Source organism: Nocardioides sp. WS12 (assembly GCF_014108865.1).
GTDB lineage: Bacteria > Actinomycetota > Actinomycetes > Propionibacteriales > Nocardioidaceae > Nocardioides.
On record NZ_CP053928.1, the window covers coordinates 1,688,550 to 1,708,529 of the forward strand.

Annotated in this window: 21 protein-coding genes; 13 read left to right on the forward strand and 8 right to left on the reverse strand. The window is 69.9% G+C overall.

Annotated elements, in window-relative coordinates; genetic code table 11:
* Positions 1–5: 5 nt before the first annotated feature.
* From HRC28_RS07935 to HRC28_RS07945, 3 genes are all read right to left on the reverse strand, one after another.
* Complete coding sequence (locus HRC28_RS07935; protein WP_237111747.1) at positions 6–494, reverse strand: NUDIX domain-containing protein; 489 nt, start codon at positions 492–494, stop codon at positions 6–8.
* 38 nt (positions 495–532) lie between these two features.
* Positions 533–736: an antitoxin gene (locus HRC28_RS07940; RefSeq protein ID WP_182379579.1), complete on the reverse strand. Its 204-nt coding sequence runs from the start codon at positions 734–736 to the stop codon at positions 533–535.
* Positions 737–797: 61 nt separating this feature from the next.
* Positions 798–1,010, reverse strand: a complete 213-nt coding sequence (locus HRC28_RS07945; RefSeq protein ID WP_182379580.1) for an antitoxin — start codon at positions 1,008–1,010, stop codon at positions 798–800.
* A gap of 84 nt (positions 1,011–1,094) precedes the next feature.
* On the opposite strand from HRC28_RS07945, the gene miaA reads away from it, so the two are divergent.
* The 7 genes from miaA to HRC28_RS07980 all read left to right on the forward strand — a co-directional run bounded on the left by miaA (position 1,095) and on the right by HRC28_RS07980 (position 7,794).
* Positions 1,095–2,039, forward strand: coding sequence for a tRNA (adenosine(37)-N6)-dimethylallyltransferase MiaA (miaA, locus tag HRC28_RS07950; RefSeq protein ID WP_182379581.1), 945 nt, complete (start codon positions 1,095–1,097; stop codon positions 2,037–2,039).
* A 20-nt stretch (positions 2,040–2,059) separates the two neighbouring features.
* Entirely contained in the window at positions 2,060–3,004 is a 945-nt protein-coding gene (locus HRC28_RS07955) for a helix-turn-helix domain-containing protein (protein WP_182379582.1), read from the forward strand.
* Positions 3,001–3,555, forward strand: coding sequence for a dihydrofolate reductase family protein (locus HRC28_RS07960; RefSeq protein ID WP_182379583.1), 555 nt, complete (start codon positions 3,001–3,003; stop codon positions 3,553–3,555). Before HRC28_RS07955 ends, HRC28_RS07960 begins: the two co-directional genes overlap by 4 nt.
* A gap of 74 nt (positions 3,556–3,629) precedes the next feature.
* A complete protein-coding gene (gene ggt / locus HRC28_RS07965; protein WP_182379584.1) occupies positions 3,630–5,444 on the forward strand; it encodes a gamma-glutamyltransferase in 1,815 nt (604 codons plus the stop codon).
* 23 nt (positions 5,445–5,467) lie between these two features.
* Positions 5,468–6,103, forward strand: a complete 636-nt coding sequence (locus tag HRC28_RS07970) for a pyridoxamine 5'-phosphate oxidase family protein (RefSeq protein ID WP_182379585.1) — start codon at positions 5,468–5,470, stop codon at positions 6,101–6,103.
* Positions 6,096–6,950: a diaminopimelate epimerase gene (gene dapF / locus HRC28_RS07975; RefSeq protein ID WP_182379586.1), complete on the forward strand. Its 855-nt coding sequence runs from the start codon at positions 6,096–6,098 to the stop codon at positions 6,948–6,950. The genes HRC28_RS07970 and dapF overlap by 8 nt, the downstream gene beginning before the upstream one ends.
* 67 nt (positions 6,951–7,017) lie before the next feature.
* Complete coding sequence (locus tag HRC28_RS07980; RefSeq protein WP_182379587.1) at positions 7,018–7,794, forward strand: SDR family NAD(P)-dependent oxidoreductase; 777 nt, start codon at positions 7,018–7,020, stop codon at positions 7,792–7,794.
* 33 nt (positions 7,795–7,827) lie between these two features.
* On the opposite strand, the gene HRC28_RS07985 is transcribed toward HRC28_RS07980, so the two are convergent.
* On the reverse strand, positions 7,828–8,349 hold the full coding sequence (locus HRC28_RS07985; RefSeq protein ID WP_182379588.1) for a hypothetical protein: 522 nt from the start codon (positions 8,347–8,349) through the stop codon (positions 7,828–7,830).
* A 187-nt stretch (positions 8,350–8,536) separates the two neighbouring features.
* On the opposite strand from HRC28_RS07985, the gene HRC28_RS07990 reads away from it, so the two are divergent.
* Positions 8,537–10,174, forward strand: coding sequence for an alkaline phosphatase D family protein (locus tag HRC28_RS07990; protein WP_202033268.1), 1,638 nt, complete (start codon positions 8,537–8,539; stop codon positions 10,172–10,174).
* On the opposite strand, the gene HRC28_RS07995 is transcribed toward HRC28_RS07990, so the two are convergent.
* Both HRC28_RS07995 and HRC28_RS08000 read right to left on the reverse strand, forming a co-directional pair.
* Positions 10,138–10,791, reverse strand: coding sequence for a vWA domain-containing protein (locus tag HRC28_RS07995; protein WP_182379589.1), 654 nt, complete (start codon positions 10,789–10,791; stop codon positions 10,138–10,140). The genes HRC28_RS07990 and HRC28_RS07995 overlap by 37 nt on opposite strands.
* An 11-nt stretch (positions 10,792–10,802) precedes the next feature.
* The gene (locus HRC28_RS08000; RefSeq protein WP_182379590.1) at positions 10,803–11,195 is read right to left on the reverse strand and encodes a hypothetical protein; all 393 of its coding nucleotides are present in this window, start codon (positions 11,193–11,195) and stop codon (positions 10,803–10,805) included.
* Between the two features lie 267 nt (positions 11,196–11,462).
* Between HRC28_RS08000 and hflX the strand changes: the two genes are divergently transcribed.
* Together hflX and HRC28_RS08010 are read left to right on the forward strand one after the other, a co-directional pair.
* Complete coding sequence (hflX, locus tag HRC28_RS08005; protein ID WP_237111839.1) at positions 11,463–12,815, forward strand: GTPase HflX; 1,353 nt, start codon at positions 11,463–11,465, stop codon at positions 12,813–12,815.
* Positions 12,816–12,914: 99 nt separating this feature from the next.
* The gene (locus HRC28_RS08010; protein WP_182379592.1) at positions 12,915–13,604 is read left to right on the forward strand and encodes an SGNH/GDSL hydrolase family protein; all 690 of its coding nucleotides are present in this window, start codon (positions 12,915–12,917) and stop codon (positions 13,602–13,604) included.
* Position 13,605: 1 nt separating this feature from the next.
* Here the strand turns inward: HRC28_RS08010 and HRC28_RS08015 are convergent, their stop codons facing one another.
* Positions 13,606–14,496 (reverse strand): LysR family transcriptional regulator, encoded by an 891-nt coding sequence (locus HRC28_RS08015; protein WP_202033269.1) that lies wholly within the window; start codon positions 14,494–14,496, stop codon positions 13,606–13,608.
* Between the two features lie 80 nt (positions 14,497–14,576).
* On the opposite strand from HRC28_RS08015, the gene HRC28_RS08020 reads away from it, so the two are divergent.
* Genes HRC28_RS08020 through HRC28_RS08030 form a run of 3 tightly spaced genes read left to right on the forward strand, consistent with a single transcriptional unit; the run spans position 14,577 to position 18,292 of the window.
* Positions 14,577–15,392, forward strand: a complete 816-nt coding sequence (locus HRC28_RS08020; RefSeq protein WP_182379594.1) for an alpha/beta hydrolase — start codon at positions 14,577–14,579, stop codon at positions 15,390–15,392.
* Positions 15,389–16,213: an LLM class flavin-dependent oxidoreductase gene (locus HRC28_RS08025; protein ID WP_182379595.1), complete on the forward strand. Its 825-nt coding sequence runs from the start codon at positions 15,389–15,391 to the stop codon at positions 16,211–16,213. The genes HRC28_RS08020 and HRC28_RS08025 overlap by 4 nt, the downstream gene beginning before the upstream one ends.
* 57 nt (positions 16,214–16,270) lie before the next feature.
* Positions 16,271–18,292: an ATP-dependent DNA helicase gene (locus tag HRC28_RS08030; protein WP_182379596.1), complete on the forward strand. Its 2,022-nt coding sequence runs from the start codon at positions 16,271–16,273 to the stop codon at positions 18,290–18,292.
* On the opposite strand, the gene HRC28_RS08035 is transcribed toward HRC28_RS08030, so the two are convergent.
* Positions 18,276–19,940 carry an MXAN_6640 family putative metalloprotease gene (locus HRC28_RS08035; RefSeq protein WP_182379597.1) on the reverse strand — a complete coding sequence of 555 codons (1,665 nt, stop codon included), beginning with the start codon at positions 19,938–19,940 and terminating at the stop codon, positions 18,276–18,278. The genes HRC28_RS08030 and HRC28_RS08035 overlap by 17 nt on opposite strands.
* Positions 19,941–19,980: the final 40 nt, after the last annotated feature.

The window sequence follows — 19,980 nt, forward strand, 5'->3', positions numbered from 1 at the left end:
CGGTTCTAGAAACCGTGCTGGCTCAGGGCCGGCAGGTCGCCGCGGCGCAGGCCGTCGAGGACGACGCGCTCGTGGGGGACCACCGGGTCCGGCAGCGCGTCGAGCGGGAACCAGCGCAGGTCGGCGCACTTGGTCGGCTCGACGATGCGCGGCTCGCCTGACCAGGAGCGCGCGGTGAAGAAGAAGTCGACGCGTTCGTCGATGGGGAGGTCGTGCGCGGTGCGTTGCATCGCGGTCGCGAAGGTGAGGTCGAGGTCGCTGACCTCGATCTCCTCGAGCGCCTCGCGCCGGGCTGCCGTCTCCGCGGTCTCGCCGCGCTCCACGTGACCGGCGGCCGCAGCCGCCCAGTGGTCATCCATGTAGCCGGTGCCCTGGCGCAATTGAAGGAGCACCTCGGTGGCTGATCCGTTCGCTGCCTCCCGGAGGAGGAAGACGTACGAGGCGGGTACCACCACGAACCGCGTCTTACCGGTCGCGGGGTCCTGCACAGTCACCGAGGTGCCCTTCCAAGGTCGGCGTAGCGAGACGTCAATCAGTTGATGTCGTCGTTCTTGCCATCGAGGCCGTCGAGGGCGTCCTTGGCCTTGTCGGCGCCCAGGTCGATCTTGTCGTCGAACTTGCCGCCGGTCTTGTCGGACACGAAGTCCGCAGCCTTGTCGACAGCGTCGCCGATCTTGTCGCCCTGACCGTCAACTGCGTCGGTCACCTTGTCCTTGGCGTCATCCAGAAAGCCCACGAGAAACCCCCAAGCGTTGATGGTCTGCGACCCACCGTTGGGTCGCTCGCGGCAACATTAGTCAGGCTTGCTCGCCCTTGTCGCCCTCGACCTTGCCGAGTGCATCCTTGGCCTTGCTGGTGGCGCCCTCGATCTTGTCGCTGAACTTGCCGCCGGTCTTGTCGTCGACGAAGCCCGCGACCTTGTCGATGCCGGCTTCGATCTTGTCGCCGTGCTCGGCAACCGCGTCGGTGGCCTTGTCCTTGGCGTCCTTGAACTTGTCCGTGAGGCTCATCGTGTTGCTCCTTCGTGAGTACCGCCGAGTCGGCCTGTCACCCACGGTGCTGGGGTGTGGCCCGGTTGTTGCCACACTAACCACATGCCGCAGCCGTTCAACACGTCGGAGATTCCGATCGTTGCGCTCGTCGGGCCCACCGCCAGCGGCAAGACGGCGCTGTCCCTCGATCTGGCTTCCGCGCTGCACGGAGAAATCGTCAACACCGATGCCATGCAGGTCTACCGCGGCATGGACATCGGTACGGCGAAGCTGCCGCTCGCCGAACGACGCGGGATCCCGCACCACCTGCTCGACACCCTCGAGATCCGCGACGTGGCCACGGTGTCGGACTTCCAGGCCTGGGCACGGGCGGCGATCGCGGACCTGCGCGCACGCGCGGTGACACCAGTCCTGGTGGGCGGATCGGGCCTCTACACGCGGGTGATCCTCGACCAGTTCGACTTTCCCGGGACCGACGTCGTGGTGCGGGAGCGGCTGGAGGCCGAGCTGGATCAGGTGGGTGCCGTGGCCATGAACGCCCGGCTGCGGGTGCTCGATCCCGTCGCCGCCGACCGGATCGGGGACAACGGGCGCCGGATCGTGCGGGCGCTCGAGGTGATCGAGTTGACCGGCGAGCCCTGGAGCGCGCGGCTCCCCGTGCAGGAGTACGCCGACCCGCACACGGTCCAGATCGGCGTCTCCATCGACCCGGCGATCCTCGAGGAACGGATCCGGCAACGGGTCCAGGAGATGTTCGACGAGGGCTTCGTCGCGGAGGTCGAGGAGCTGCTGGACCGAGGCCTGGCCGACGGACGCACGGCGCGGGTCGCGATCGGCTACCGCCAGGTGATGGCCGCGCTGGCGGGGGAGATGTCCCTCGAGGAGGCGCAGGAACGCACCTTCACCGCGACGCGCAAGTTTTCCCGCAAGCAGATGGCCTGGTGGAAGGCCGATCCCCGCATCACCTGGGTCGAGTACGACGACCCGGACCGGGTCGCGAAGGCGCTGGCCGCAGTGCGCAAGATCGGTCAAGCGCCCGGGTCCTGATCGGGACCACACTGGACCCCATGACCACGCCGCCGCCCCGCCCCGGACGGGATCGCCTGCGCGAACTCCTCGACGCGGTGCTCGACGAGGACAACCGGACGCTCGATCAGATGGCGGACGGCGCCTACGCGTCGCCGTACCACTTCAGCAGGGTGCTGGCCCGGGACGTCGGCGAGGCGCCCGTGGCGATGCGACGCCGGGTGATGCTCGAGCGGGCCGCGTGGCAGTTGCGGCACGGCTCCACGGTCACGGACGCCGCTTGGGAGGCGGGATACGAGTCGCTGGAGGGCTTCAGCCGCGCGTTCGCCCGCGCCTACGGTCATCCGCCGAGCGAGACCGTTGCCCGGGCTGGCGACGGCACCTCCAGCACGTGGCTGCCGGCCGCGAACGGCATCCACTTCCACCCGCCCATGCATCTGTGGGTGCACGCCGAGGAGCAGCCGATGAACCCCGTCACCGAACAACAGGTGCGCCACGACCTCGACGACACCCGGGACCTGATCGTGCAGGCCAAGGGTCTGTCGGCAGCGGAATGGAACGAGGTGCGGATGCCCGGCCACACGGTGCTTTCGTGGGATGGCGCGGAGGAGTCGATTGCCGCCGTCCTGCACCGGCAGGTGTTCTCGAAGGAGATCTGGCTGGCGTCGATCGAAGGGCTCGACACCCCGCCGTCCGCCAACCCGTCCGACCCCGCCGAACTGCTCGAACGCCACGACGCCGTGGCGCCACGCTGGCTGGCGACGGTGCGCGACATCGACCGCCGCGGTGCGTGGAACGACCGGCTCGTCGACGCGCTCTGCGACCCGCCGGAGAGCTTCGTGCTGAGCAGCGTGCTCGCGCACGTCCTGACCTACGCCGCCCACCGGCGGCAACTGGCCCGCGTGATGCTGCGCGCCGCCGGAGTCACCACCGATGAGGGCGACCCGATCATGTGGTTGCGCCGCGAACTGGGAGAAGACAAATGACCGTCACCTACTACACCGCCACCACGCTCGACGGCTTCATCGCCGACCCGAACGACTCCCTGGACTGGTTGATGCGCCAGGACCTGGACGAGGCAGGCGCCCAGAACTACGGCGCCTTCATCAAGGACATCGGCGCCCTCGTGATGGGCTCGACGACCTACGAATGGGTGCTCGCCCACAACGAGAGGACCGGCGACGCGTGGTCCTACCCGCAGCCGTCCTGGGTGATGACGTCCCGCGAACTCCCGGTCCCGGACGGCGCCGACGTGCGGTTCGCGCAGGGCGATGTCACCGACATCATCGACGCGGCCCGGGCGGCGGCCGGTGACCTCGGCGTCTGGGTGGTGGGCGGGGGAGACCTCGCCGGACAGTTCGCGGACGCCGGTCTTCTCGACGAAGTGGTGGTCTCGATCGCGCCGGTCACCCTCGGTGCCGGTCGGCCGATCCTCCCGCGCCGACTGGAGTTGAAGCTCGTGGAGACCGCTCAGAACGGGGCCTTCGTGACCGCCCGTTACGAAGTCGATGGTGTGCTCAAGGAGGACCGCCCGTAGACCGCGCACCTTGACAGCAGGGGGGACCCCGGGGGGATGGTGAAGGACCGGCTCTGCACTTCTCGGGAGGAACCGTGCGCCGAACCACCGCCCTCGTCACCACGTCCGTCACTGCACTCGCCCTTGCGCTGGTCGCTCCGGCCAGTGCCGACCCGCCCGCCCCGGACGCGCCGCCCAAGACCCCGGTGGCGGTGGGGCATGGCGGCGCCGTGAGTTCCGTGGACCCCGATGTCTCGGCGATCGGGCTACAGGTCCTCGAACGCGGCGGCAACGCGGTCGACGCGGCCGTCGCGACGGCGGCGGCGCTCGGTGTGACCGAGCCCTACAGTGCCGGGATCGGTGGTGGCGGCTACTTCGTCCACTACGACGCGGCCACCGGTGAGGTCACCACCATCGACGGTCGCGAGACCGCCCCTGCGGCCATGCCGTCCGACGCCTTCATCGATCCGGCGACCGGGGCGCCGTACCCGTTCAGCCCGGACCTGGTCACCAGTGGCGTCTCGGTCGGCGTTCCGGGCACGCCGGCCACGTGGCAGGAGGCCCTCGACCGGTGGGGCAGCCTCTCGCTCAAGGACGCGCTGAAGCCCGCGGCCACCCTGGCGCAGCGTGGCTTCGTCGTCGACGAGACCTTCCACCTGCAGACCGCCGAGAACGCCAACCGCTTCCGCACCTTCTCCAGCACCGCTGACCTCTACCTCGCCGATGGCGTGCCGGCCGTCGGAAGCCTGTTCCGTAACCCCGACCTGGCCAGGACCTACCGACTCCTGGGGGCCCGGGGCACCGATTGGTTCTACGACGGACAATTGGCCGGTGAGATCGCCGAGAACGTCCAGCATCCGCCGTTGAGCGGCGACACCGACCTGCCCGCACCGCCCGGCAGCATGACGACAGGGGACCTCGCCGGCTACGAAGCCCTGGTCCAGCAACCGACCCACGTCTCCTATCGCGGTCACGACGTCTACGGCATGGCGCCGTCCTCCTCCGGCGGTACGACGGTCGGTGAGTCCCTCAACATCCTCGAGCAGTTCGACCTCGCCGCGATGGGCCCCGTCGATGCCGTCCACCACTACCTCGAGTCGACCGCGCTCGCGTTCGCCGACCGCGGGAGGTACGTCGGCGACCCGGCCTACGTCGACGTACCGACCGCGCAGTTGCTCGACGACACCTTCGCCAAGGAGCGGGCCTGTTTGATCGACCCGGCCGTCGCGGCGACGAAGCCGGTGCCCGCCGGCGACGTGACGTCGTACGACGGGGTCTGCGAAGTGGGCGCGGCGGCACCGGCTGCCGACGCCGACACCGAGAACCTCTCGACCACTCACCTGACGACCGCCGATCGCTGGGGCAATGTCGTCGCCTACACGCTGACGATTGAGCAGACCGGCGGGTCGGGGATCGTGGTGCCCGATCGCGGCTTCATCCTCAACAACGAGTTGACCGACTTCAGCACTGTGTACGCCGAGACGGACCCCAACCGGATCCAGCCGGGCAAGCGCCCGCGCAGCTCGATGTCGCCGACGATCGTGCTCCGCGACGGCGAGCCGGTGCTCGCGCTCGGTTCGCCGGGTGGATCGACCATCATCACGACGGTCCTGCAGGTGTTGCTGAACCGGCTCGATCTCGGCATGTCGTTGCCGGACGCGGTCGCTGCTCCACGGGCCTCCCAGCGCAACGGCCCGGTGGTCACAGCGGAGCAGGCCTTCATCGATGCGTACGGCGCCGCGCTGGCCGACTACGGACACACGCTGTCCGTCGCCGGCCCGCCCGGGACCAGCGCATCGGAGATCGGTGCCGTGGCGGCGATCGAGGTTGGGCCCGCGGGTCAGTTGACCGCGGTGGCCGAGCCCACGCGTCGGGGCGGGGGCTCGGCACTGGTCGTCGACCCGGACTGACCCCCACCGCCTACGATTGCGGGGTGAGTACCCCCGCCTGGACCGAGATCACCAGCGACGACGCCCTGAGCGCGTTGCTGGGGGAACCGACGGCAGCGGCCCGGGGCAAGGAACGCTCCACCCTGACCGAGGTCGACCGCGACTGGCTCGCGGCCACGCCGTTCTGCGTGCTCGGCACCGCTGACGCCGAAGGTCGCTGCGACGTGTCGCCGAAGGGCGACCCGGCCGGCCAACTGGTCCACGTCATCGACGACCAGACGATCGCGCTCGCCGAGCGGCCCGGCAACCGTCGCGCAGACGGGTACCGCAACATCCTTGCCAATCCGCACGTCGGGCTGAACTTCCTGATCCCCGGTCGCGGCGACACGTTGCGGATCAACGGACGCGCCCGGCTCGTCAGCGACGCCCCGTTCTTCGACGAGATGGTGGTCAAGGGCCACCGGCCGCTGTTGGCAGTCGTCGTCGAGATCGAGACCGTCTTCTTCCACTGCGCGAAGGCGTTCCTGCGCTCGCAGTTGTGGCAGCCGGAGTCCTGGAACCCCGACGGCAAGGTCCCGCGTCGCGCCGTACTCGCGCACCGCCTGGAGCGTCCCGACACCCCGCTCGAAGAGCTCGACGCCTACTACGGCGAGTCCTACAAGGACGGCCTCTATGGCTGATTTCCCCGAGAGTTACGCCTTCCTCAAGGGCCACGGCACCGAGAACGACTTCGTGCTGCTCCCCGACCACGACGGCACGGTCCACGGCGACCTCGACCCGGCCCGGGTGCGCGCGCTGTGTGACCGCCGTGCCGGCATCGGTGGTGACGGTGTCCTGCGCGTCATCCGCTCCGTCGTCAGCCCGGATGCCGCCGGTCAGAATGCCGAGTGGTTCATGGACTACCGCAACGCCGACGGCTCGATCTCCGAGATGTGCGGCAACGGCATCCGGGTCTTCGGGCGCCACCTCGCGGTCGAGGGCCTGGCCGATCCCTCCGCCCCCGTGCCCGTCGCGACGCGCGACGGCGTGAAGGTGCTGACCTTTGCCGGCGGTGCCGCCGACGGCGAGATCACCGTCGACATGGGTACGCCGAAGGTCCTCGAGGACACCCAGGTGTCGATCGGCGACCAGTCCTGGCCGGCTCTCCACGTCGACATGGGTAACCCCCACGCCGTGGCCTTCCTCGACGCAGGCGCCGACCTCGCCGACATCGGCCCGCTCCTCGAGCCGCCCATCCATGACGACGCCGTCTATCCCCACGGCGTCAACGTCGAGTTCGTCGTACGACGAGGGCCGGGCCACGTGGCCATGCGGGTCCACGAACGCGGCTCCGGCGAGACTCGCTCCTGCGGGACCGGCGCCTGCGCGGTGATGGTGGCCGCCGCTCTCGCCGATGGCGCCGAGCGCGACACCGAGTACCGGATCGACCTCCCCGGCGGGACGCTGCGGATCACCTGGACGACCGACGACCGGATCCTGATGACCGGCCCCGCGGTGATCCTGGCCGAGGGCCGCACCTCACTCTGAGGTTTTGAGGCCGGCCGCGGGCGGCCTCACTCTGAAACCTGTTCCACCGATCGCTAGAGTCCGACGCATGGAACTCACTGGAACCTCCGCCATCGTCACGGGCGGCGCGTCGGGCATTGGTGCCGCGGCCGCTCGCCAGCTCGCTGCCAAGGGCGCGACCGTCGTCGTCGCCGACCTGCAGGCCGACAAGGGCGAGGCCCTTGCTGCCGAGATCAACGGCGTCTTCGCTCAGGTCGACGTCACGAACACCGAGCAGATCGCTGCTGCCGTCAAGGCCGCATCCGACATCGCGCCGCTGCGCGCCGTGGTCAACTCGGCCGGCATCGGCTGGGCGCAGCGCACCATCGGTCGCGACGGCCAGCTCGAGTCGGCCCACTCGCTGGAGGCCTTCACCAAGGTCGTCCACATCAACCTGATCGGCACGTTCGACATGGTTCGCCAGGCGGCGACCGCGATGAGCCTCAACGAGCCCGACGCCGATGGTTGCCGCGGCGCGATCGTGAACCTGGCCAGCGTGGCTGCCTTCGACGGCCAGATCGGCCAGGCGTCGTACTCCGCCTCCAAGGGTGGCGTGGTCGGCATGACCCTGCCCGTCGCCCGCGACCTCTCGGCCGCCGGCATCCGCCTCAACACGGTCGCCCCCGGCCTGATCGACACCCCGATCTACGGCGAGGGCGAGGCATCGGACGCGTTCAAGGCCAACCTCGGTCAGAACGTGCTGTTCCCGAAGCGCCTCGGCACGCCCGACGAGCTCGCCAGCATGGTCATCGAGTGCCTCACCAACTCGTACATGAACGGTGAGGTCGTCCGGGTCGACGGCGGCATCCGGATGCCCCCGAAGTAGCCCGAAGTAGCCAGCGATGGTGCCGGGGCTGGTTCAGCCCTGGCACCACATGGCGCCGTACGGACCCTCGGTCGATCGCCGTTCGGTGACCCTGCCGTCCACGGTGATCACGCAGGACTCGGGTTGCCCGCCCGGACCTGCCTGGACGAAGACCACCGCGTAGTCGGGGTTGCCGTACACCGTGGTGGTGAGCGACCACGTCCTGCCGTTCTCCACGAGCGTTCCCTGCGAGTGCTCCATGCTGGTCGGGATGACGTAGGCGATGGGGCCGAGGGCACTCGGGGCCGACAAGCGGATCGTGAGCTTGTGCTTCGGGAGCGAGAACACGTCGCTGTCGCCGCTGATGCCGGGCGGAGCACCGAGACCCGGGAAGTTGCTCTGCAGGGCGAGGGGCAGGGCATCCGTGTCCGCCGCCGGCACCGCCTTCTTCGACTTTGTCGGCGCGGCCGGTTCGGTCGGGAGCGTCGTGAGGTCGTCGCCCGTTCGGGGGCGCGCATCATCGACGGCCCGCTCCGGTGATCCGGGGCCGAGCATCATGATGATGCCGACGGTCACCAGGATGAGGACAGCGGCGCAGGCAAGAAACACCCTCTTCTCGGACCCCGGTGAACCACGCATGCCGGTACAACGACGCGCAGAGCCGTGTGGCTATGGCCGACCGCGTCAACCGTTCTGTGACGTTCACCCCGTCGTCCACCGGTGATCGCATCCCGGTCGCTGTGAACCGGTTGCCTTACCGAACGTGACGCTCCTCTGGGACGACCAGACCCGCCTCGGTGAGTTGCGAGTCGGCCGCCGTACGACGGTGGTGGCCGGTCTGTCCGGCGCCTCGATCCTCGGTCTGGCCGACCGGTGGCCGAACTTCGTCGAACGACGCAGAGACCTGACCACGGGCGTGCGCAGTGGTGAGGTCACCACGAACTCCGCCGTCCTGTGGTCCCGGGCCGTCGAGCCGAGCCGGATGATGGCGCGCCTGTACAGCGGCGGCCTGTTGCGACGGACGATCCGCGGCCGCTGGGCCGATCCGCGCACCGACTTCACGGCCCGGATGCACCTCACCGGCCTGGCCGCCGGACGGGAGTTCGAGGCCGAGGTGTGGTTCGAGACGCCCGAGGGGGAACGGAGCGCGCCGCAGTTCGCCTCCTTCGCCACGGCACCCATCCACGGGGGAGCGCAGACGATCGTGTGGTCGGGTGACACCAACGGCCAGGGCTGGGGGATCGACCGATCGCGCGGCGGGATGACCGGCTACCGCGCGATGCTCGACCTGCGGCCGGACCTGTTCATCCACGTCGGTGACACGATCTACGCCGACGAGCCGATGGAGTCCTCCAAGCTCCTGCTCGAGAACGGCAGCACCTGGCAGAACGAACTGACCGAAGAAGTGATGGTCGTGGCCGAGACGCTCGACCACTTCCGCGGTCGGCACCGTTACCCGCTGCGTGACGACAACGTGCGCGAGTTCTACGCCGCCGTACCGTCGGCCGTGCAGTGGGACGACCACGAGACGTGCAACAACTGGTGGCCCGGCGAGACGATCGACGACGAGCGCTACACCGAGCGGCGCGCCGACGTCCTGGCGCTGCGCGGGCGGCGGGCGTGGCAGGAGTACCAGCCGGTGCCGGTCGAGCGCCTGGTGTCGGCGGACGGTGACGGTTTCGCACCGACCCGGATCTATCGCACGATCCCGCGCGGCCAGCACCTCGACCTGTTCCTGCTCGACATGCGCAGCTTCCGCGGCTCCAACCCCGAGGCCGATCCGCGCGACGCGCGGGCACCGCGCGGCATGCTCGGCAGCGAGCAGGAGGACTGGTTGATCGCGAGCCTGCGCAGGTCGACGGCGACGTGGAAGGTGATCTCCATCGACCAACCGTTGTCAGCGCCGGTCCGCCAACTCCATGACCTGGACGGCATCGCGAATGGCGACCACGGCCGCCCGATGGGTCGCGAGCCCGAGATCGGTCGCATCCTGTCGGCCATCAAGCGGTACGGCGTCAAGAACGTCGTCTGGATCACGGCCGACGTGCACTACACGGCGGCCAATCACTACTCCCCGGAGCGGGCGACGTTCACCGACTTCGACCCGTTCTGGGAGTTCATCTCGGGGCCGCTGCACTGCTCGCCGTTCACGGCGCGCCCCGACGAGCTCGACCGCACCTTCGGCCCGCTCGTGCACTTCACCCACGGCAAGGACGAACCCCTCCCGGTGAAGATCGCGCCGCGCCCCGACAACCAGCACATCGGTCAGCTCGCCATCGCACCTTCCGGCGAGCTGACCGTGCGCTTGTACGACGCCGTCGGGACCGTGCTGTGGCAGAAGACCCTCGAACCGGACCCGGCGGGTCAGTCGGCGACGGCCTCGCGTTCCTCGGCGGAGTAGGCGTCCATCATCGGAGCCGGTGCGCCGACGGGGGCCGCGAACCGGTCGCCGCGGAGCTTGCCCAGCTTCTGCGAGGTCATGGCCATCACGTCGCGGCTCTTGCCGCGGCCGTAGGTGACGGAGGCGCCGGCGGCGACGCCGAGGCTCGCGCCGACCTCGATGGCGTCCTGGTCGGCGCCCATGTAGAGGAACTGCCACGCGAAGCTGCTGGTCTGCTGCTCCACGAGCGCCTTGATCGCGGGGTGGGTCCACTCCTGGCTGGCGTTCTCGTGGCCGTCGGTCATCACGGCGACGATCACGGTGCCGGGGCGCTCGTCCTCCTTCAGCGCGGCCAACTCCTGGCCGGCGGTGGTGATCAGGCGACCCATCGCGTCGAGCAGTGCGGTCGAGCCGCGCGGCTGCAGGTCGAGTGTCGGCACGTCCGCGATCGGGACGTTGGCGAACACGACGTCGTACTCGTTGTCGAACTGGGCGAGGGTGACCCGGCAATCGCCCGGGACGGCGCGCTGCTCGGCGATGAAGGCGGCAAAACCGCCTTCGGTGTCGGCCTTGATGGACTGCATCGATCCGCTGCGGTCGAGCAGGAAGTACAGGTGGGTGAGATCGGCTCGGGTCATGATTCCTCCATTCATTGGGGCCGGCGCGGCTTGAACCGCATCGGCGCCGGGGCTGCGGCGGGCTGCCGCGGTTGACCGGTTTCGAGGTCGTACTTCGCTCGTTCGACCCCTGCGGCCGTCACCCGTCCCCGGTCGTCGGCGTACGCCGCAAGGCTGCGGGTGCGCGCCAGTCGGGGGCCGACGGCGTTCTCCGTGAGCCCGGCCTGTGCCCCTGCCCCACGCAGGGACGCCTGGCCGGTCAACACGGCGGCCGCCATGGCCTCGTCGAGGATGTCGGTGAGGCGATCGGCGGCTTCTCGAAGGTAGGGCAGGGCCCCGACGGAATCGCGGGCTTCCGCTTCGTCCAGCGCCCGTCGTACGACGTCGAGCGCGTCAGCCGGCGGTCCTGGGAGTGGTGAGGTCATACCTCCATGGTGCCGCACAAACTGCGGCAACGCAAGGAGTGCGGCACCGCAGTTGGTGCGCGAGGGACCGTTCGTCGTCCGCCCCCGGTAATCGGGAAGCCTTTGGGACGGTTCGTCGTTACGCTGGACACGCCTATGACGAACCATGCTGAAGACTTCTCCCTCGATTCCGCACTGCGCGCCACCGAGGGCTGGGACGACCCCGACAACGACACCTTCGAGTCCGGGTACGCGCCCGCCTCCGCCGATGAGCCCACCGCGGGCGACATGGACCTGGCCGCGCGCCACGAACTGCGTCGCGTCGCCGGTCTGCGCACCGAGCTCGAGGACATCTCCGAGGTCGAGTACCGCCAGCTCCGGCTCGAGCGCGTCGTGCTCGTCGGGGTGTGGACCGAGGGCACCGTCCAGGATCACGAGAACGCCATGGCCGAGCTCGCGCTGCTCGCCGAGACCGCCGGTTCCGAGGTGCTCGACGCGATCTACCAGCGCCGCCAGTCGCCCGACCCGGCGACCTACATCGGCCGCGGCAAGGTCGAGGGGCTGGCCGAGATCGTCCAGGCCAGCGGCGCCGACACCGTGATCTGCGACGGTGAGCTCGCCCCCTCCCAGCTCCGCAACCTGGAGGACCGGGTCAAGGTCAAGGTCGTCGACCGGACCGCCCTGATCCTCGACATCTTCGCCCAACACGCGAAGTCGGCCGAAGGCCAGGCGCAGGTCGAGCTGGCCCAGCTCAGCTACATGAAGCAGCGGCTGCGTGGTTGGGGTGGCAGCCTGTCGCGCCAGGCCGGTGGCCGCGTCGGTGCCGACGGTGCCGGTATCGGTGGCCGTGGTCCCGGTGAGACCAAGATCGAGACCGACCGCCGCCGGATCAACGACAAGATCGCCAAGCTCCGCCGCGAGTTGAAGGTGATGAAGGGGACCCGCGACACCAAGCGCCAGGAGCGCCGTCGCAACCACATCCCCTCGGTCGCCATCGCGGGCTACACCAACGCCGGCAAGTCCTCGCTGCTCAACCGGCTGACGGGTGCGGGAGTGCTCGTCGAGGACTCCCTCTTCGCGACGCTCGATCCCACCACTCGTCGTACCACGACCGGCGACGGCCGGATCTTCACGATGAGCGACACGGTCGGCTTCGTGCGGCACCTGCCGCACCAGTTGGTCGAGGCATTCCGCTCGACCCTCGAAGAGGTGGCCGACGCCGACCTGATCGTCCACGTCGTCGACGGTTCGCACCCCGACCCCGAAGGCCAGTTGACCGCGGTCCGTGCGGTGCTCGCCGACATCGACGCCGGGGGCGTCCCCGAACTGGTCGTGATCAACAAGATCGACGCCGCGGACCCGCTCGTCATCGACCGCCTGCTGCGCCGCGAGCCGCACTCCATTGCTGTCTCCGCCCACACGGGTGAGGGCATCAAGGAGGCGCTCGCCCTGATCGAGGCCGACCTGCCGCGACCGCGGGTCGAGTTCTCCGCGCTGGTGCCCTACGCCCGCGGCGACCTGATCGACCGGATCCACAAGGACGGCGAGATCGCCACCATCGAGCACACCGCCGACGGCAGCCACGTCACCGGTCGCGCGAGTGAAGCGCTCGCGGGCGACCTCGCGACGTACGCCGTCTGACCATCGCGCCCCTGCGTCTGCGTGCGACGCACCAACCAGATTTGTCGCGATCTGGGCCGTTCGGCAGCAAATTCAGTTGGTAGGACGGATGATTTCGGCGTGACTCGGCACTTCACCCACCACCGCCCTCGGCTGCTGCTGGCCGTCCTCACGGTGCTCCTCGTCGCCGCCGTGAGTACGACGGTTCTGGGCCGCGCAGGTGCCCGGACCGACCGTTGCGGGTTGGTCGGCGAACGCGCCGAGCAGCGGGCAGCAGTCGTGACCGGGGCCGGTGCCGACGTCCTCGTGATCGGCGACTCCTACTCCGTCGGCGCCGGTGTCCGGGCGCGCGACTCGTGGCCGGTGCGGCTGCCTGGCCGGGTCCGCGTCGACGGCTTCTCCGGCAGCGGGTTCACGGTCGGGGCAAGCCAGTGCGGCGACGCCTCCTTCGCGACGCGTGCCGCCCGCTCGCTGCGCACGTCGACCGCTCTGGTCGTCGTCGAAGGCGGGCTCAACGACTACGACCAGTCCCTCGAGGACCTCGAAGCCGGCTTCGCGCGCCTGATGCAGGTGCTCGACGGGCGGCAGGTGCTGATCGTCGGCCCGCCGCCGGCGCCGGAACGCCCGCGGACGGATGTCGAGGCGGTGGACGCCGCCCTCGCGCGGCTCGCGGCGGACCAGGGGACGGCCTACCTGTCGATGATCGACGTGGACCTCACCTACCTCGACGACGACCTGCATCCCGACCCTGCTGGGCACCGGGTCTTCGGTGACCGGGTGGCCGACCGGGTGCGGGACCTGCTCGGCTGAGTCAGAGCCGACAGGCTCCGGCTCGGGTCAGTTCGGCGCCGTGCTCCTGGGCGACGGCCACCAGTCGCTGCGCGAGTGGAGACAGGGCGCCCCGGGTGAGCGCGTAGATCTGCCGTGGCGGCAGGTTGCCCCGCAGCGGGTGCAGGACGATGTCGTCGCCGGCGTCCGGTGCGGTGATGGCCAGCAGCGGCATGATCGCGCAGCCGAGTCCAGCGCGGACCACGGAGACGACGGCCTGGTTGTCCGCCGTACGGAAGACGACATCCGGGACGACTCCATGCTCGGCGAGGTGCCCTTCCACTCGGGCCTGGTCGCAGATCGCCGGGAGCGCGACCATCGGCATCCCGTCGAGCTTCTTGAGCGCGACCGCGCCTTCCGCGAACTCGCCACGGCGCGCGACGAGCACGTGGTGGTCCTCGAGGATCAAGGTGCTGTCGACGCCGTCGCCGCCTGCCGCGTCGAGGAAGAGCACGTCGAGGTCGCCGGGATCGGGTGTGTCGTCCTCGTCCTCGAACAGCCGGATGTCGCAGTCAGGGTGCTCGGCGCGGAGTCGCCCGACCACCGTCGGCAGCAGCACGTTGGTGACGGTCTGGAAGGTCCCGACGTCGATCCGCCCGTCCCCGGCGTGGAACCGCGCGACGTCGTCGCGCAGTGAGCGCGACCGGTCCAGGACGGAGCGGGCACCGTTCAGCACGAGTCGACCGAGTGCTGTGAGGCGGACGGGTCGTGGTCCACCGGGCCGGTCGAACACTGCCCCGCCCACCGCGCGCTCCAGGGCGGCGATCTGCTGACTCAAGGTCGACTGCGTGTAGCCCAGCCGCGCGGCGGCGCGGCTGAAGGTGCCTTCGTCGGCGACCGCGTCGAGGGCCTGGAGGTGGCGGAGCTCGTACACAGGAAGCATCGTACAGAGCGATGGACTTGATCGAAAGTAATCGCTTTTCAGAAACACTGCGCGGGCCTAGCGTCGACCGCATGACACCAGAGACCAGCTACGACGTGAACGGCGTGACCCTCTGCGCCCAGACCTTCGGCTCGCCCACCGACCCAGCCCTGCTGTTGATCCACGGGGCCTGCGCGTCCCTCGTGTGGTGGGAGACCGAACTGTGCGAGCGTCTGGCCGCGGCCGGGCGCTTCGTGATCCGCTACGACCAGCGGGACACCGGCCGCTCGAGCAGCTTCCCGGTCGGTCGGCCGGGCTACGCGATGAGTGACCTCGCCACCGACGCGGTCGGCCTCCTCGACGTCCTCGGCGTCGAGAGCGCCCATGTCGTGGGCCGATCGATGTCCGGGGGCATCGCGCTCTTCCTCGGCCTCGACCACCCGGAGCGAACCCGTTCGGTCACCCTGGTGACCACCACGCCCGGCGACCTGCCGATGGGGGAGCTCGACGTACCGCCGGACCCCGACCCGACCGATGGCGCGGCCGTCGTGGAGTACCTCGTCGCGGCCCTGCGTGCGTACGCCGGCGCCTCGCCCCACTTCGACGAGGCAGCCGTCCGGGAGCTCGCGGTCACGGACATCGCGAGGACCCGCGACATCGCCGCCACCCTCGGCAACCACTACGCGATGGACTTCGACGGCCCGCGCAACGGAGGGTTTGCCGACCTGCGCGTGCCGACCCTTGTCGTCCACGGGGAGCTCGACCCCGTCTTCCCGGTGTCCCACGGCGAAGCGTTGCGCGACGCGATCCCCGATGCCGAACTGGTGGTGCTCCCCGGCGCCGGGCACGACGTGCCGCGCCCGGTGTGGGACCAGTTCGTCGGGGCACTGGTGGAGTTCACGCGATGAAGTCGGCGATCTGGATCCCGCTGTTCGACGAGCTCGCCGACCCGCTGGTCGTGGCGCGCCTCGCCGCCGAGGCCGAGGAAGCCGGTTGGGACGGGTTCTTCGTGTGGGACCACGTCCGTTGGCGTGAGCCCGTGCAGGCGGCCGCGGACCCGTGGATCACCCTGGCCGCGATGGCAGCAGCCACGTCGACGATCCGCCTCGGCCCGATGGTGACCGCGTTGCCGCGGCGCCGCCCCCAGGTGGTCGCTCGCCACACCGCCACCCTGGATCGGCTGAGCAACGGGCGGTTGACCCTCGGAGCCGGCCTCGGCAGCGACCGGTTCGGTGGTGAGTTCTCGCGGTTCGGCGACGAGGAGGACGACCGGGCCCGCGCGGGGATGCTCGACGAGTCACTGGCGATCCTCCGCCAGGCGTGGACGGGTGATGCGGTGCAGCACCACGGCGAACACTTCACCGTGGACGACGTCGCGTTCCTGCCGCGTCCGGTGCAGCCGACGGTGCCGGTCTGGATCGCCGGATTCCCCGGCAGGATCCGCCCGCTGCATCGAGCGGCGCGCCACGACGGCTTCGTGCCGGTCAACCTCGAGCACCCGGACCAGCTGGCCGAGGCTGTCGCGAAGATCGCCGACCTGCGCGTGGGTGAGCCCCCGTCGTCGTACGACGTCGCGGTGACGTTGCCGGCGGACGCGGACCTGGCGGCGTTCCGCGCCGCGGGGGCGACCTGGTGGCTCGCCGACTTCGATCCGCACTCCATCACGGTCGACGAGGTCCGGTCCGTCATCCGTGGCGGCACGTACTCGCCCGCCAAGTTCGTCGAGTAGCGAGACGCCTGTGGAGGGGCGTCCGCCGTCGTCGGTCGGACCATCTAGGGTTCTCCGGTGACCACTGACGCCGTATCGCAGACCAACCCCGTCCGGGAGTTGCTCGCGACCGCGGTGGCCGCACTCGGCGGCCAGGAGCGTGACGGCCAGGTCGCGATGGCCGACGCCGTGGCGGGTGCGTTCGCGGACAAGGAGCACCTGCTCATCCAGGCGGGCACCGGCACCGGGAAGTCGTTGGGCTACCTCGTTCCCGCGCTGCTCCACGACCGGCGCGTGGTGATCGCCACGGCGACCCTCGCCCTCCAGCACCAGCTCGTCGAGCGGGACCTGCCCCGACTGGTCAAGGCGGTCGGCACGACGCCGGGTCTCGACGCGACGTACGCCGTCCTCAAGGGCCGCTCGAACTATGCCTGTCTCCACCGGATCCGCGAGGGGGCGCCCGACGAGCAGGGCGAGCTGATCCAGATCCCCGAGGGGACGATGGGCGCGAAGGTCCTCGAACTACGCAAGTGGGCCGAGAAGGCGTCCAAGGACAAGGCGACCGGCGAGCGTGACGAGGCCCCGCGGCACACCGAGAAGGAGTGGCGCCAGGTCAGCGTCTCCGCGCGCGAGTGCCTCAGTGCCAGCAAGTGCGCGTACGGCGAGGAGTGCTTCGCCGAGCGTGCGAAGGAGAAGGCGCAGCGTTCGCACCTGATCATCACCAACCACTCGCTGCTCGCGATCGACGCGATCGAGGGCATCCCGATGATTCCCGAGTACGACGCCGTCGTCATCGACGAGGCGCACGAACTCGCCGCCCGGGTGACCCAGGCTGCGACCGACGAACTCTGGGCGGCCGAGGTCGAGCGGGCTGCCCGCCGCAGCATCCGCCACGTCGAGGGCAACGAGGCCGATGACCTGGCCGACGCGGCTGACGCCCTGCGTTCCGCGGTCTCCGAGGCGCCGGCGGGGCGGTTCGAGACCTTGCCCGAGGAACTGTCCGATGCCCTGGTGCTGGTCCGCGACGCTGCCCGGGCCTGCGCGTCCGCCTTCCCCAAGGCCGAGGCAGGCAAGGAGCCGGACCCGGCCTTCACACAGGCCAAGGGCATGGTGCAGGAGGTCTTCGCGACCGCCGAGCGGATGGCTGCCTGCTCGGAGGCCGACGTGCTCTGGCGCACCGAGGGCACCGACCGGATCCCGCCGACGCTGTGTGTCGCGCCCCTGCAGGTGTGGGGTCCGATGCGCGACAAGCTCCTGACCGACAACACCGTGGTGCTGACGTCGGCCACCCTGATGCTCGGCGGCGACTTCGACTCGATCGCCACATCGGTCGGCCTCAAGCCTTCCGAACGCTCAGCCGGCAGGCTCGCAAGTTCGTCGAGTAGGTCGCGAGGAACGAGCGACCGTATCGAGACGTCCGACGCCCAACCGTGGCGCGGCCTCGACGTCGGCAGCCCGTTCGACTACCCCCGCCAGGGCATCCTCTACGTCGCCAAGCACCTGCCCCCGCCGGGACGCGACGGCCTCGGTCAAGCGCAGCTCGACGAGATCACCGAACTGGTCGATGCCGCCGAGGGCCGCACCCTGGGCCTGTTCTCCAGCCGCCGTGCGGCCGAGGCTGCGGCCGAGCACGTCCGCACCGCGCTGCCGCACCTGACCACGCTGGCCCAGGGCGAGGCCCAGTTGCCGGAGCTGGCCCGCCAGTTCGTCGAGGACCCGCACACCTGCCTGTTCGGCACCCTCGGACTGTGGCAGGGCCTCGACGTCCCGGGGGACACCTGCCAGCTGGTCATCATCGACCGGATCCCGTTCCCGCGCCCCGACGACCCGTTGATGAGTGCCCGTTCGAAGGCGGCCGACAAGGCCGGCGGCAACGGTTTCATGCAGGTCTCTGCCACCCATGCGGCGTTGCTGCTCGCGCAGGGTTCGGGTCGCTTGATCCGTACGACGTCCGACCGTGGCGTGGTCGCCGTACTCGACCCACGGCTCGCGACGGCGCGCTACGGCTCGTTCCTGAAGTCGAGCCTGCCGCCCATGTGGGCGACGACCGACCCGGCCATGGTCCGGGCCGCGTTGAAGCGGCTCAGCGCACAGCCTTGACGATGATGCTCTGGTAGACGGAGTCGTCCTTCGGAACACCTCCGCAGGTCCACTCGAAGTTGCGTGTGCCGCAGCTGACGTAGCGGGTGCTGGCGCTGACGGCTGCCACCTCGACCCAGTCGACTGCTCCACCGAAGGTGTGCAGGGACACCCCGTCGCCGGCGCTGTTGAGCGCGACGATCTTGGCGACGGGCGCCTGGCCCTTCTTCTTGACGGTCACGACCGCAGCGCCGCCGGCGATGAGGTAGTTGAGGTTGAGCTGGACCCGCAGCCGCCACGCCCCGGTCATCTTGGGGACGAACCGGTAGTGCTTGGCGCTCAGGTGGTGCAGCTGGATCCGCAGGCTCTTGGAGGGCGCGGAGCCACTGAGGTTGTAGGTCCCGTACAGCGGCGCGGGCCGGTAGCCGGCGCCTTCGGAGTAGTACTGGGCAGGGTTCCGGTTCCAGAAGGCGAACCCCGCGAACTGGACGTTCATGGTGGTGCGCAGGTCCGTCAGCGTCGAGGTGATGGCCTGGACGGAGTACTGGCCGCCGGCGCCAGCCTTCTCCCACATCCTGCGGATGATCACGGGCATCAGGCCCTCGGCGGTGGGGTAGCGCTCGCCGAGGTACCGGAAGAAGATCCACGACCCGTACTGCGCGAGGTTGCCCCACCGGTCGAGCGGCTGGCTGGGTACGCCGAGCGGACCGTAGGGGAGGTAGGAGCGGTTGTCGTTGATGGAGTTGAACAGCTCGTCCTCGGCCCAGGTGGCGGTGCCCTCCATGAACCAGCCGTCCTCGTTCGCGTCGTAGGCGAACTGCACGGCGTGGAAGTACTCGTGGGCAGCGGTGACCTTGAGGTTGTCGGCCGGCGTGTGGTTGGGGTAGTCGGCGCTGCTGTAGTTGTTGTCGACGACGCAGTAGGCGGGCGCCGGGCCCTGGCCGCTGATGTTCTCGTCGGTCGCGCAGTACCCGTAGATGCCGAACTGGCCGAGTTCAGCGATGTAGATGTCCACCTTGTCGGCGCCGTTGCCACCGATGAACCCGTCGCTCGCGGGCCGCTGGTAGCCAGCGTTCGTGTAGGCGTTCGCCACCACGGAGAAGGCCTGCCAGACGAACTCGACGTAGTCGGGGTAGGCGGCGTCGGTGCCGGACCAGCGACCACTCGTGCCGTTGTTCTCCGGGTCGGCGGCGCTCGCGTCGGCTCCGTCGACGTAGTGCACGCAGAGGTAGCCGCTGCACAGGGGCGTGTTCTCCGGCGTCTGGTAGCAGGGCGGTCCGTTGTTGCCGTCGCACTCGTAGCTGCCGGAGGCGCCGAGGCCGTCGGTCGGGCGCGCGAGCAGGCGCCCGGCGTCATCCTTCTTGTCCTTGGGCAGGTCGGCCCGGCTGGCGGCGAGGTCGCGCAGCGCCAGGGTCACGTCCTTGCCGTGCTCGCGGTCGGCCTTCGTCGTGGCCGGCGCAGCGGTCGGGTCGAGCAGTTCCTCCGCCGCCTCGAGCGCCTGCTCGGCCACTTCCCGCGGAGTCTCAGCCGCGGGCGCACCCGGGCCGGCGGGAGCCGCTGGATCCGTGGGGTCGGCCTGTGCTGCGGTGCCGAGGGACGGCACGAGCAGGAGGAGGGCAAGCAGGGCGATGAGCAGCCCCGAGAAGGGCAGGTTGCTGCGGCGCGTCATGGGGAAGCTCGGCCTTCATGGTCGATGGATTGAACCCCCT